Genomic DNA, 12,479 nt, shown 5'->3' with positions numbered 1-12,479 from the left:
CCGAACTCAGAAGTGAAAAGCGCCATCGCCGATGGTAGTGTGGGAGATCCCATGTGAGAGTAGGTCGTCGTCAAGCTTATAATACTAAGAGCCCTACATAGCAAATGCTGTGTGGGGTTTTTTATTGCAGATATGCATGTGAGAGCAGTAAGTCGTTAAGTCTATAATTAAGAAAGCCCTGATAGCTAAGCTGTCGGGGCTTTTTTTCGTCTGTAGGAAATGGAAGATCTGATTTAGAAACAATGAGATAGGAACAGATCAGATTAGAAACAAGAGCGTCTTAGTGGTCATTTACTTGCGCCTGTTTCGTACCTCAACGCGTCTGCGTAAACGACCACCAAGACACTCTATTGCCTCACTTATTTCATGCCTTGTAGATGCGTTAGTGTAAATGTTTAGAGTCTGTATTAAGGTAGCTTCCTTAATAGAAAATTAATTTACAAGAAAAAGTGTATTTATTTCTTGCATAATATATTCACTGTTTGGTAGTGTTATTTACAGACAGGGGGCAATGGAATGCCCAAGCCTCCAAGGTGGAGGCCCTGTCTCCTTTTCATGATGATTCAGAGCTGCATGGATGCAGCAGAAAATCCTTCTCTATTTTGTTATTTCTTAGTTTTATTTTTTCGATTCTCTATTCGACTTTAGATATTGTGGCTTAGGCTAATGTCTTAGCTTCCTCAAGTAGCCATTTTCTTAAATATCGAATTATATCTTCATTCTTACGACTTTCTTTATAAGCTAAATAAAAATTATCACCTGTTTCGAAACCACTGCAAGGCAGTTTAACCAGTGCTTGTTCGTCGTTTTTTTCGTTCATCATATAGTCATTAACAAGTGCGATGCCAAGAGAGTGCTTCGCAGCTTCATAGGCTAGCATTAGATGACTAAATCGATGGAATTGTATGGTGTTTGGTAATGGCTGTTTAAGGTTTGAAAACCAGCGTTTCCAATCTTCTGTATGGCGATCATAGATGCTATAGGAGGTGATAAGTGAAAACTGAGCTAAAGGGCTAGGTGTTTCGTTCAGTTTATCAGTGAGTTCTTTATCTGAAGTGACGTTTAACCTGCTTTTAATTGCCTCAAGATAATGTTGGCTGCAAACAGGAAATAATTCTTCCTGATAAAGTGATTCAAAGAAAAATCCTCTTTTTTCTTTTTCAGTAGTAATAAAAAGATCAGCTGTGCGGTCAGATAAGTCAGGAGAGCCATGACTCATTTCAATGCTCAACTCTAAATTTGGGTATAAGCGTTTTAGTTCGGGTAATCGTGGAATGAGCCAATAAACAGCAAACGAGCTATACACAGCCAATCTTATATGGGTTTCTTGTTCACCTTTAATTTGATTCGTAGCTTGAGCTATTTGTAGAAGAGAGTTACTTATAACATCGAGATAACGCTTTCCTTCCGTTGTTAATTCTAAATTACGACCTTGGCGATTAAAAAGAGTCTCTCCAAGGTGATTCTCCAATATTCTTATCTGGTGGGATACTGCACTCTGACTAACATTCAACTCAGCGGCTGCCAATGAGAAGCTATTTAGTCTAGCGACGGCTTCAAATACCGGAAGTGATTTGAGGGGTGGTAGCATATTTTATTATCCAAATAACTAATATTTAGTCTAAATATATCATTTTATCTAATAAATATAAGCCTTTAAAATTCAGCGATTAATGCAATTTAAGGGGGGAGGTGTTATGTCTGGACGCACCGTTGCTAGCGCTATTTTTGTTCTAATCTTGGGAAGCTTTTTTGCTACTTTATGCGATGTATTTATTAAGTTAGCAGGGCCTGATGTCGCTATCTTTCAATTTACCTTTTTTCGCGCTGTTTTTATGTTTTTGATGTTATTGCCAATCGTATTTATTCGGCAGATATATCGTCCTAAGTCGCCTATTTTAGTCGGGTTGAGACTGCATTTTTTACGTGGAAATATGTGGGTTTTAGCCGCTGTCTTGCTTGTTGTCTCCTTGTCTGAGCTTTCGTTGGCAACGGCCAATTCGGTCTTTTACACTGCGCCGATTTTTATCATGTTATTTGGCGCTATTTTCTTTAAAGAGCGCTTAACTTTTGAAGTGATTGGTGCTGCTTTATTAGGTTTTATTGGGATTTTAATTATTCTAAGGCCGACTGAAATAAGTTTGGGAATGGTCAGCGCTATTCTTTTTGCGATTGTGTTGGCTGCGAACAGTTTGTTAATTAAAAAGCTGCCACAGAATCAGGATATGCTTTGTGGTTTGTGCATTACTCAATTTTCAGCTTTGCCATTAGCGGCAATATTGGCTTTTATGGAAGGTGAGGCTCTGCAATTAGACTTGTTGATTTACGCCGCTCTGGCGTCTATCTGTTCCATTTTATACAGTGTGTCTTGTTTGATTGGGTATCGCTATGTGGCGTCCAGTAAAGTGACAAGTGCGGAATATTCAGGCCTTATTTTTGCTTTTCTGATGGGATGGTTCGCTTTTGGTGATAAGCCAGACCTTGGTTTATTGATTGGTTCGCTCTTTGTGGTTTTACCTTTACTGTATTTGAGTCATCAAGATATTAAGAGGTTACGTAAGGAGCAATTATTATCTAATGTGCGATCCAACTTAGGCGCTGGTTGATTCATCGACACATAAGTTTTTTACCATTTGTTCTATCATATCGGATAAGTCTGATTGCTCTAGATATATTCCGTCTATAAAGAGCCTAGCGAGCCCATGTAGGCTCGCCCATGTTGTTTGGCCAATCCTTAATGGTGTATTGCTGTCGGTTAGCACTTTTTGGGCTTGTAACACTTCTACCCATTCAATCCATGTTTTAAATGTTCGTTTAGAGGCTAATTTTAACGCTTCATTTGGCTTGCCTGCTTTCCAGATTGTTCTGCCATACATCAAGTCATAAGTTTCACTGTGTAGCTGAGCGTATTCCAAATAGAGATAAACGTACTTAGTAAAGCGTTCTCTTGCTGAGTGTTCTTGCTTCATTAGGTTACTTAGGATTTGCTCTTGCTCGTAGAAACCTTGTTCGGCTAAGGCACAAAGTAGCGTATTTTTATCTTTGAAATGATGATAAGGCGCTGTTCTTGAAACGCCAACTAGGTCGGCCAGTTTACGCATGCTAAGACTTTCTACGCCTTGCTCTTTGATAATCAAGGCTGCAGCTTCTAGTAGTGACTTGGTTAAGTCGCCATGATGATATTGTTTTTTTGATGTTGTCATCTTTTTATTAAAACCTCTTATCTTGACACTGTCAAAATTTAAAACTATCTTGACGGTGTCAAAATCAAAAAAATAATAAATAGAGAGAGTTGTCATTATGAGTCATTCAACCTATCCCCACTTATTTGAGCCATTAGACCTAGGTTTCACAAAGTTAAAAAATAGAGTTTTAATGGGGTCTATGCATTTAGGCTTAGAGGAAATGAAAGGTGGAATTGAGCGTATGGCGGCTTTCTATGCTGAACGAGCACGAGGTGGTGTCGCGCTCATTGTGACAGGCGGTATTTCCCCTAATGCTGAAGGTGCTGTTTATGCTGGTGCGGCGGCAATGACATCCGAACAAGATGCTGAAAAACATCGCGCTATAACGGATGCTGTTCACAAAGAAGGTGGAAAAATCTGCATGCAGATTTTGCATACAGGGCGTTATGCATATAACCCAAAATCGGTTGCGCCATCTGCGATTAAAGCGCCGATAAACCCTTTTGAGCCAGAAGCATTAACTGAAGAAGGGATTGAAAAGCAAATATCAGATTTTATAAAAACGGCTATTCTGGCTCAAAAAGCTGGATATGATGGCGTTGAGGTAATGGGGTCTGAAGGTTATTTTTTGAATCAATTTATTACCTCAAAAACGAATCACCGTGAAGACGATTGGGGGGGGGAATACGCCAATCGAATTCGATTACCTATTGAGATCATTAAGCGAATTCGAGCAGCTGTTGGTGAGCAATTTATTATCATTTATCGACTATCCATGCTGGATCTAGTCGAAGGCGGTAGCAGTCTGGATGAAGTGGTCGAGCTTGGGTTAGAAATTGAAAAAGCAGGCGTGAATATCATAAGTACTGGAATTGGCTGGCATGAAGCGAGAGTGCCAACGATTGCAACTAAGGTGCCCAGAGCGGCATTTACTTGGGTTACCGCTGCGTTGCGTAAATTGTTAACGGTTCCATTAGTAACGTCAAACCGAATTAATACGCCAGATGTGGCAGAGCAAATCCTGGCCCGTGGCGATGCTGATATTGTATCCATGGCCAGACCTTTCCTTGCGGATCCTGAATTTGTTTTAAAAGCCGAACAAAACCGCGCCGATGAAATTAATACATGTATTGGTTGTAATCAGGCTTGTTTAGATCATGCCTTTGCCAACAAGCTGACATCTTGTCTTGTAAACCCTAGAGCTTGTCATGAGACAGAGATAATCATCAGCCCTGCTGATAAATCAAAGCGCATTGCTGTTATTGGGGCAGGTCCTGCAGGATTGGCGTTTGCTACAACTGCCGCCAAGCGAGGTCATTCGGTAACCTTGTATGATGCGTCAAGTGAAATTGGTGGGCAGTTTAATATTGCCAAGCGTATTCCCGGAAAAGGCGAGTTTTTTGAAACCTTACGCTATTTTCAAAAACAAATTGAGATTACAGGAGTGGATCTGCAGCTAAACACTCGCGTAGATGGAAAACTTCTCAATGAGGCTCAATATGATGAAGTGGTTTTAGCCACAGGGATTTTGCCAAGAACACCAGAAATAGCAGGTATTGAGCATAAAAAAGTGTTGAGTTATTTGGATGTCATGAATGGTGCTCATGTTGGTCAACGTGTTGCAGTCATTGGCGCTGGCGGGATTGGTTTTGATGTGTCGGAATACCTAATACATAAAAAGGCACATAAGCAGCAAGATATTAAAAGCTTTATGGAGCAGTGGGGCGTTGATATGACTCTAGCGGCCAGAGGTGGCGTTGAAGGTATGAAGCCTGTCTTTGAAAAAGCGAAAAGAGAAGTATTTTTGCTGCAGCGTAAAAAAAGCAAAGTTGGATCTCAGTTAGGTAAAACAACAGGCTGGATACATAGGGCCGAGTTACTCGCGAAAGGTGTGGTATTTCATTCTAAATGTGAATACCAACGTATTGATGATGAAGGGCTCCATCTTTCTATTGATGGTGTAGATCAATGTCTGGAAGTGGATACCGTGGTGGTTTGTGCAGGACAAGAGCCGAATAGGTTATTGGAAAGTGAAATCAATCAAAAGGTACATCTGATTGGCGGTGCCGATGTAGCGTCTGAACTGGATGCGAAGCGTGCAATTAAACAAGGAACGCTTTTAGCGGTTGATATTTAGGTTGCTTTCCTGAAGAAAGTTCTGGACAGTATTCTCAGATAAGGCAGTCGTGTTCTCGCCTTACCTGAGAATATGCTTTAGAAGTCGTGCTTTTACTCTGTGTCGTTCGGCTCGCCCGTTTTTAATAGCTTTAATAAGTCTTCTCTTTCAATACTGCGCTTTTGGGCAATATCTAACTGGTACTGATATTTGTTATCCCAGTCCGAAGCACCTTGAACAATATTGGACAAGTCTCCCATCGCCGATTTCATCAAGACTAAATAAGCTTGTATGTTTTGTTCTTGATTAATGAGAATGTTCTTCAGTGCGGTTGAGCTGCTGTGTCTCAAATATAGCTTTAATACGTCATTCTGAGCTTTCAATTCAGCTAATTGGCTATTTTGCTGGGCAATGGATGACTTCAGATTGAGTAATAAAGCATCTTGTTCTGTATCTTTTGCTGAGGTGACGGGTTCCGCTTCTTTCGGTTGAGTTAAAAAGAAGGTGACGCCAGCGGATGCCCCCACACTGAGAATGAAACATAGGATAAATCCAACCCAGATTAATTTAGAGCTTTTTTTCGGAGTGTCTTCGTTATTAGCCATGAGATATTCACATTTATTGGTTACTTCATATATTAGTTTGCTTGTTTATGGGAAAAGGGCAAGAGATAGAAGTGCTTTTATTTGAGAGATCTGTCTTAAACCTGAAGTGCCGTGTCCTTATTCACCATAATGACACATTCTATAGTTTAGTTTTTCTACTGTAACACGTAAAATACGCCACGATTATTAACTGATGCAATAACCTACTAAATTAGTCAGGTAAATACTTGATAAAAACAGTAGGTTTTGTGTACTATTTACGTCCTCAAAGAATCGTCTTAATTGGATAGCTTATGCGCCTGACAACAAAAGGTCGTTATGCGGTAACCGCCATGCTGGATTTGGCATTGCATTCGGATCAAGGGCCAGTGTCTTTATCTGATATTTCTAATCGGCAGGGGATTTCACTTTCATATCTTGAGCAGTTGTTTTCCAAGCTTCGTAAAAAGCTATTGGTGACAAGTGTGAGAGGTCCGGGTGGAGGATATCGCCTTAGTCGTTCAAATGAAGATATTTTTGTTGCTCAAATAGTTGATGCGGTAAATGAATCAGTTGATGCAACAGGATGCAAAGGGCGCAGTGATTGCCAGAGTGGCAACACGTGTCTAACACATCATTTATGGTGTGATTTAAGTGATCAGATACATGATTTTTTGAGCCAAATTAGTTTGGCTCAGTTGGTCCGTAGAAATGATGTTAGGCAAGTTGCCGACCGACAGAACATAGAAAGCCGACAAGGTGGCGCTGATAGCCACATGATTAGCGCGGCAATTATTGATTAAGTGAAGAATAATTTTAGTAGAACTTAGCCCACTGATGTTCGGTGTGTTTGTTCCTATAATGAGTGAGTTTTTATATGACTGAGCAGATAGATAAGGCGCTGGCAAGGGAATACGAAGCTGGTTTTGTGTCTGATGTAGAATCAGAAACGTTTGAGCCTGGTTTGGATGAGAGTGTCATCCGACGTATTTCCGAAATGAAAGGCGAACCTGAATGGATGCTTGAATGGCGTTTAAGCGCATTTCGTGAATGGCTTAAAATGGAAGAGCCGGATTGGGCTTTGGTTGATTACCCAACAATAGATTTTCAGGCGATTTCCTATTATTCCGCGCCAAAAAGTATGAAAGACAAACCTAAGTCTTTGGACGAGGTTGACCCTGAATTACTGCGTACTTATGAGAAGCTTGGTATTCCTCTTATAGAACAACAAATGCTAGCAGGTGTGGCAGTTGATGCTGTATTTGACTCGGTGTCAGTTGTAACGACTTTTAGAGAGAAACTGGAAGAAGCTGGCGTTATTTTCTGCCCAATCTCTGAAGCGATTCAAAAATACCCAGAACTTGTCAAAAAATACATCGGCAGCGTTGTTCCTAAAAAAGACAACTACTACGCGGCATTAAACTGCGCAGTATTTACTGATGGCTCTTTTGTTTACATTCCTAAAGGCACTCGCTGCCCAATGGAATTGTCTACTTACTTCCGAATCAATGAACAAAATACAGGCCAATTCGAGCGAACTCTGATTGTTGCTGATGAAGGCAGTCATGTGAGTTACCTTGAAGGTTGTACCGCGCCTCAACGTGATGAAAACCAATTGCACGCGGCAGTTGTTGAATTGGTTGCAATGGATAACGCAGAGATTAAATACTCAACGGTTCAGAACTGGTACCCAGGTGATGAAGACGGCAAAGGCGGTATTTATAACTTTGTAACCAAACGTGGAATTTGCCACACCAACGCCAAAATTTCTTGGACACAAGTGGAAACAGGTTCTGCTGTCACTTGGAAATACCCAAGCTGTATTTTGAAAGGCGATAACAGTGTGGGCGAGTTTTACTCTGTTGCTCTAACGCGTGGGCGTCAACAAGCAGATACTGGTACAAAAATGATTCACCTTGGTAAAAACACCAAGTCGACCATTATTGCCAAAGGTATTTCAGCTGGTAAGAGTAACGGCAGCTACCGTGGTCTTGTACGAATGAATCCAGGAGCGGAAGGCGCACGTAACTTTACTCAGTGTGATTCATTGTTGATTGGCGATCAGTGTGGTGCCCATACATTCCCTTACGTGGAAAGTCGTAACCCGACAGCCATTGTTGAGCATGAAGCTACCACCTCCAAGGTGAGTGATGAGCAAATGTTTTTGTGCCGTCAAAGAGGTCTAGACCCTGAAAAAGCTGTCTCTATTATCGTTAATGGCTTTTGTAAGGAAGTATTTAAAGAATTACCAATGGAATTTGCCGTAGAAGCTGGCAAGTTACTAGAAATTAGCCTTGAAGGCTCTGTAGGTTAAGGAATTGTTGAAGATGTCGAATAGCAAAAGTTTACTGACGATAAAAGATTTACACGCCAGTGTAGAAGAAAAACAGATTATTAAAGGTTTAAATCTAGACATTAAACCAGGCGAAGTGCATGCCATTATGGGGCCAAACGGTGCTGGTAAAAGTACGTTAGGCTATGTGTTGTCTGGACGTGATGGTTATAGCGTAGAAGGTGGTAGCGTTGAATTAAACGGTGAAGATCTGCTTGAAATGGAAACAGAAGAGCGCGCTCGTGCTGGGTTGTTTCTTGCTTTTCAATATCCAGTAGAAATTCCAGGCGTTAGTAACTTAGAATTTTTGAAAGCATCTGTAGATGCTCAACGCGAAGCGCGTGGCGAAGAAGCCATTACATCTGCTGACTTCTTGAAAGAAGCAAAAGCAGCCTGTAAGCAAGTTAACTTGCCAATTTCATTCCTTAAACGTGGCGTGAATGAAGGTTTCTCTGGTGGTGAGAAAAAGCGTAACGAGCTTATGCAAATGTTACTGCTGAAGCCGAAGCTTTGTATTCTTGATGAAACCGATTCTGGTCTAGATATTGATGCGCTACAAGTGGTTGCAGAAGGTGTAAATAGCCAGCGCTCTGCTGATCGTAGCTTCATTGTTGTTACCCATTACCAGCGTTTGCTTGACTACATTAAGCCAGATTTTGTTCATGTTTTGTCTGATGGCAAAATTGTGAAGAGCGGTGATGCTTCTCTTGCTCATGAATTAGAAGCGCAAGGTTATGCTTGGTTGCAAAGTGGGCCTGCTGAAGATGAGCTTGAGGGGTAATACATGAGTGAATGGTTAGAAAGCGCCATTACTCGAGCGCAAGATATTAATGATTGGCTCGCGCCTAAACGAGCGAATGCCGTTGAATTATTATCGAATACAAAATGGCCAACCCGTAAAACGGAAGCTTGGCGTTATACGCCGCTGCGTCCTGTTGAGCGTTCAATGGCGCAAGCTGTAGCGGGTTCTAGTGAGCTGTCTCCTGTTGAAGTGGCTGGCTTGTCAGCAATTGAGTTGGTATTTGTGAATGGCAAGTTTGATGCTTCTCAATTAGCAGAAACATTACCAGAAGGTTTGTCTATCTCTCTTGGTCAAAATCTTGATGATGCTCAAAAGACTCAAGCGCTAGATGCATTTTCAAGCATTAAACCTGAGCGTCACATGTTTGGTTTAGTCAATGATGCGCTTGCTCAAGACGTGGTTATCGTTTCGGTTGCTGAAGGTGCTGAAATTACTCAACCTATTCGAATCAGTTCTTTATTAAGCCAAGGTGCAGAATCACATACTCGTGTTCAAGTTAGTTTGGCTGAAGGGGCTCGCTTAACGGTTATTGAAGATGTGCAAGCTGCTGGTGAAACGCTAAACACAGCTTTTGTTGAATATGGCATTGCTAAAAAAGCACACCTTGAACATTATCGCTTTGCGTTGCAAACGGGTTCAAATGTTGCGATTGGCGGTAGTCACTTTAATCTACTGGATCATGCAACCATGCACAGTACGATCGTTGCTTTTGGCAGTGATTTGTCTCGTCTTGATACAGATATTATTCATGCTGGCGAATTTGCTGATGCTAAGTTGAATGCCATGTATTTGCTAGATGGCAAGGAGCTTTTCGATCTTCATGCGACGGTTGAACATGCTATGCCAAATGGCACAACAGAAGAGAATGTGCGCTGTATCGCTGCAGATTCTGCCCGTGCTGTTTTTAATGGTCGTATTCACATTCATCGTGATGCCCAAAAAACATTGGCAGAGTTAAATAACCGCAATTTGTTAATGTCGAATACAGCGGAAATTAACACTAAACCTGAGCTTGAAATTTACGCCGATGATGTGCGTTGTGCTCATGGGGCAACGGTAGCTCAAATTGATAAGCAGGCTTTGTATTACTTGCAAACTCGCGGTGTGAGCCGCTCAAAAGCACAGGTGATGCTCAACTTTGGTTTCATTAATGAGTTGATTGATTTAATGCCAAATGCAGCGTTAGCGGAATGGGTTCGTCCTATTATTCGTGAACGTTTTTCGCAGATGGAAGTGAAATAAGCGAGAGTTGAATGAGTTTTGATGTAGCAGCTATCCGTGATCAGTTTCCTATTCTTAAGCGTGAAATTGATGGTAAACCTTTAGTTTATTTAGACAACGCAGCCACGACACAAAAACCACAATGCGTTATTGATGCCTTGGTTGAGTACTATACGACGTGTAATTCTAACGTTCACCGTGGTGCACATCGTCTTGCGGATGAGGCCACTCGTCGATTTGAAGCGGCTCGTGACATTGTTAAAGACTTTATTAATGCGCCAAAACGCGAAGAAGTGATTTGGACAAGCGGTACAACAGAAAGCATTAATATTGTTGCTAACGGTCTTGGCTCATTGTTGTCACCTGGTGATGAAGTGATTGCAACAGGCATGGATCATCATGCGAACTTGGTGACATGGCAACAAGCGTGTAAAGCTTCTGGCGCAACTTTAAAAACAGTTCCTGTAACAGATGAAGGTGAACTCGACCAAGACGCTTATGATGCGATGTTGAGTGATAAAACCAAATTTGTGGCTTTTCCTCATGTATCCAATGCATTAGGCACGATTAACCCAATTAAAGAAATGACCGCTAAAGCAAAAGAGTTTGGTGCTTGGGTGTTGGTTGATGGTGCACAAGGTGCGGCGCATGGTTGGGCTGATGTGCAAGATATTGGTTGTGATTTTTATGTCTTCTCAGCGCATAAACTTTATGGGCCGATGGGTATTGGTGTCCTTTGGGGGCGAGAATCCGTTCTTGAAAATTGGCCTGTATGGCGTACCGGTGGCGAGATGATTTCCACGGTAACCTTAGAGGAAGCAACGTGGAACGTATTGCCATATCGTTTTGAAGCAGGAACGCCTAATGTGGGTGATGCTATCGCGACAGGTGAAGCGATTCGTTGGTTTAGTGCATTAGATCAAGAGGCCGTAGCGGCTCACGAGAAAGCTCTGCTAGACCGTGCGACTGAATTAGCAGAAGCATTTGAAGGTTTGACCATTGTTGGTACTGCAAAGAATAAAATTGGCGTTTTGAGTTTTGTGATGGATCAAGGTCATCCAGCGGATATTGGCTTTTTATTGGATCGCCAAGGTATTGCCATCCGTACCGGAGATCATTGTGCACAGCCTTTAATGGCGCGTTTTAATGTGCCTGGCACTGCGCGTGCGTCTTTCTCAATTTACAATACATTAGAAGAAGTCGATGCTTTGTTTGTTGCGCTGAAAAAAGTGCGCACAATGTTGGCTTAGGAGGTTTCAATGACAGCAACAACGTTTGATCCTGCCTCTAGCGTGTCTTTAACCGCTTCTGCGCAGAAATATTTTGCCTCTAAACTGGTTAAGCAGCCGGGTAAATTGATTCGTTTAAGTACTAAAGAAAGTGGTTGTACTGGCTTTTCTTATGTTTTGGACATAGTGAGTGAACCCTTTGGTGAAGATACGGTTTTATCTTTTGATGGCGTCACACTGGCTGTCGATTCAAAATCGGTTGGTATGCTAAATGGCACAGAGATTGACTTAGTGCGCGAAGGCGTTAACGAAGTTGTGAAGTTTAACAATCCTAACGTTGTGGCTGAATGCGGCTGTGGCGAAAGCTTTAGTGTGAGTTAATCTTTCATGCAGAAAATGGTCGTAACACAGCGTGCTTGTCCTGCACGTCGAGTGCCAAGCGGTGAACCGGTTAGCATTCCAGAAGGTCAATTTATTACTATTAATCAAAGCCTTGGTGGTAATTACACAGTAACGTGGCAAGGTAATATGTTGCGTATTGATGGCACCGATGCAGAAGCAATTGGTCAGCAGCCAGAGGTTTTAGAGTTTGCAGACTTGGGCACCAGTGATATCAATGAAGAGCAAGTTTGGCAGGCAATAGACACGGTTTTTGATCCGGAAATTCCGATTAGTTTAGTGTCTCTTGGTTTGGTTTATAAAGTTGAATTGGACCAAGCAAGCAAAACCGTTTTGATTGATATGACGTTAACTGCGCCAGGTTGCGGTATGGGACCAGTGTTAGTTGGCGACGTAAAATACCGAGTGGCGAAAGTGCCGAATGTTCAAGACGTCAAAGTTGAGTTGGTATTTGATCCACCTTGGTCGCGTGAAATGATGAGCGAAGAAGCGCAGTTAGAAGCAGGGCTTTTCTTCTAATGCTTCTTGGCTAAGCCTTATGTAGATAAGTGAAGTCGAATATAATACGAAACGGCCTTAGTAATAGACTAAGTGCCGTTTTTCTATTTTTG

General features: G+C 41.8%; 12 protein-coding genes and 1 rRNA gene. 10 read left to right on the top strand and 3 right to left on the bottom strand.

All coding sequences use genetic code 11. The features are described 5' to 3' along the window. Positions 1 to 76: ribosomal RNA gene (gene rrf, locus ACMUMQ_RS15855) — 5S ribosomal RNA — on the top strand; the annotation flags it as partial. Positions 77 to 658: 582 nt separating this feature from the next. On the opposite strand, the gene ACMUMQ_RS06155 is transcribed toward rrf, so the two are convergent. Next, entirely contained in the window at positions 659 to 1,591 is a 933-nt protein-coding gene (locus ACMUMQ_RS06155; RefSeq protein ID WP_414681132.1) for a LysR substrate-binding domain-containing protein, read from the bottom strand. Positions 1,592 to 1,697: 106 nt separating this feature from the next. Between ACMUMQ_RS06155 and ACMUMQ_RS06150 the strand changes: the two genes are divergently transcribed. Further along, on the top strand, positions 1,698 to 2,606 hold the full coding sequence (locus ACMUMQ_RS06150) for a DMT family transporter (protein WP_414681131.1): 909 nt from the start codon (positions 1,698 to 1,700) through the stop codon (positions 2,604 to 2,606). Here ACMUMQ_RS06150 and ACMUMQ_RS06145 read toward each other — a convergent pair. Beyond that, a complete protein-coding gene (locus ACMUMQ_RS06145; protein ID WP_414681130.1) occupies positions 2,592 to 3,203 on the bottom strand; it encodes a TetR/AcrR family transcriptional regulator in 612 nt (203 codons plus the stop codon). The genes ACMUMQ_RS06150 and ACMUMQ_RS06145 overlap by 15 nt on opposite strands. Positions 3,204 to 3,300: 97 nt before the next feature. On the opposite strand from ACMUMQ_RS06145, the gene ACMUMQ_RS06140 reads away from it, so the two are divergent. Then, positions 3,301 to 5,322 carry an oxidoreductase gene (locus tag ACMUMQ_RS06140; RefSeq protein WP_414681129.1) on the top strand — a complete coding sequence of 674 codons (2,022 nt, stop codon included), beginning with the start codon at positions 3,301 to 3,303 and terminating at the stop codon, positions 5,320 to 5,322. Between the two features lie 92 nt (positions 5,323 to 5,414). Here the strand turns inward: ACMUMQ_RS06140 and ACMUMQ_RS06135 are convergent, their stop codons facing one another. Then, a complete protein-coding gene (locus ACMUMQ_RS06135; protein WP_414681128.1) occupies positions 5,415 to 5,906 on the bottom strand; it encodes a hypothetical protein in 492 nt (163 codons plus the stop codon). A gap of 293 nt (positions 5,907 to 6,199) precedes the next feature. On the opposite strand from ACMUMQ_RS06135, the gene iscR reads away from it, so the two are divergent. From iscR to sufT, 7 genes are all read left to right on the top strand, one after another. After that, positions 6,200 to 6,688 carry a Fe-S cluster assembly transcriptional regulator IscR gene (iscR, locus tag ACMUMQ_RS06130; RefSeq protein WP_414681127.1) on the top strand — a complete coding sequence of 163 codons (489 nt, stop codon included), beginning with the start codon at positions 6,200 to 6,202 and terminating at the stop codon, positions 6,686 to 6,688. 74 nt (positions 6,689 to 6,762) lie between these two features. Next, positions 6,763 to 8,199 (top strand): Fe-S cluster assembly protein SufB, encoded by a 1,437-nt coding sequence (gene sufB, locus ACMUMQ_RS06125; RefSeq protein ID WP_414681126.1) that lies wholly within the window; start codon positions 6,763 to 6,765, stop codon positions 8,197 to 8,199. A 13-nt stretch (positions 8,200 to 8,212) separates the two neighbouring features. Next, entirely contained in the window at positions 8,213 to 8,998 is a 786-nt protein-coding gene (gene sufC / locus ACMUMQ_RS06120; RefSeq protein ID WP_414681125.1) for a Fe-S cluster assembly ATPase SufC, read from the top strand. Between the two features lie 3 nt (positions 8,999 to 9,001). Continuing rightward, positions 9,002 to 10,261: a Fe-S cluster assembly protein SufD gene (gene sufD, locus ACMUMQ_RS06115; RefSeq protein WP_414681124.1), complete on the top strand. Its 1,260-nt coding sequence runs from the start codon at positions 9,002 to 9,004 to the stop codon at positions 10,259 to 10,261. Positions 10,262 to 10,272: 11 nt separating this feature from the next. Next, on the top strand, positions 10,273 to 11,490 hold the full coding sequence (locus ACMUMQ_RS06110; protein WP_414681122.1) for an aminotransferase class V-fold PLP-dependent enzyme: 1,218 nt from the start codon (positions 10,273 to 10,275) through the stop codon (positions 11,488 to 11,490). A 9-nt stretch (positions 11,491 to 11,499) separates the two neighbouring features. Beyond that, positions 11,500 to 11,850 carry a HesB/IscA family protein gene (locus ACMUMQ_RS06105; protein ID WP_414681121.1) on the top strand — a complete coding sequence of 117 codons (351 nt, stop codon included), beginning with the start codon at positions 11,500 to 11,502 and terminating at the stop codon, positions 11,848 to 11,850. A gap of 6 nt (positions 11,851 to 11,856) precedes the next feature. Further along, entirely contained in the window at positions 11,857 to 12,387 is a 531-nt protein-coding gene (gene sufT, locus ACMUMQ_RS06100; RefSeq protein ID WP_414681120.1) for a putative Fe-S cluster assembly protein SufT, read from the top strand. Positions 12,388 to 12,479 lie beyond the last annotated feature (92 nt).

This window comes from Marinomonas algae (assembly GCF_047525555.1).
GTDB lineage: Bacteria > Pseudomonadota > Gammaproteobacteria > Pseudomonadales > Marinomonadaceae > Marinomonas.
Note: the sequence above shows the minus strand (reverse complement) of the source record. Positions and strands in the feature narration are given on the sequence as shown.

Bases quoted from the DNA above. Each gene is read 5' to 3' on its own strand.
- ACMUMQ_RS06110 (WP_414681122.1), top strand. From the start codon at position 10,273: ATGAGTTTTGATGTAGCAGCTATCCGTGATCAGTTTCCTATTCTTAAG.
- ACMUMQ_RS06145 (WP_414681130.1), bottom strand. From the start codon at position 3,203: ATGACAACATCAAAAAAACAATATCATCATGGCGACTTAACCAAGTCA.
- iscR (WP_414681127.1), top strand. From the start codon at position 6,200: ATGCGCCTGACAACAAAAGGTCGTTATGCGGTAACCGCCATGCTGGAT.
- sufT (WP_414681120.1), top strand. From the start codon at position 11,857: ATGCAGAAAATGGTCGTAACACAGCGTGCTTGTCCTGCACGTCGAGTG.
- ACMUMQ_RS06155 (WP_414681132.1), bottom strand. From the start codon at position 1,591: ATGCTACCACCCCTCAAATCACTTCCGGTATTTGAAGCCGTCGCTAGA.
- sufD (WP_414681124.1), top strand. From the start codon at position 9,002: ATGAGTGAATGGTTAGAAAGCGCCATTACTCGAGCGCAAGATATTAAT.
- ACMUMQ_RS06105 (WP_414681121.1), top strand. From the start codon at position 11,500: ATGACAGCAACAACGTTTGATCCTGCCTCTAGCGTGTCTTTAACCGCT.
- sufB (WP_414681126.1), top strand. From the start codon at position 6,763: ATGACTGAGCAGATAGATAAGGCGCTGGCAAGGGAATACGAAGCTGGT.
- sufC (WP_414681125.1), top strand. From the start codon at position 8,213: ATGTCGAATAGCAAAAGTTTACTGACGATAAAAGATTTACACGCCAGT.
- ACMUMQ_RS06140 (WP_414681129.1), top strand. From the start codon at position 3,301: ATGAGTCATTCAACCTATCCCCACTTATTTGAGCCATTAGACCTAGGT.
- ACMUMQ_RS06135 (WP_414681128.1), bottom strand. From the start codon at position 5,906: ATGGCTAATAACGAAGACACTCCGAAAAAAAGCTCTAAATTAATCTGG.
- ACMUMQ_RS06150 (WP_414681131.1), top strand. From the start codon at position 1,698: ATGTCTGGACGCACCGTTGCTAGCGCTATTTTTGTTCTAATCTTGGGA.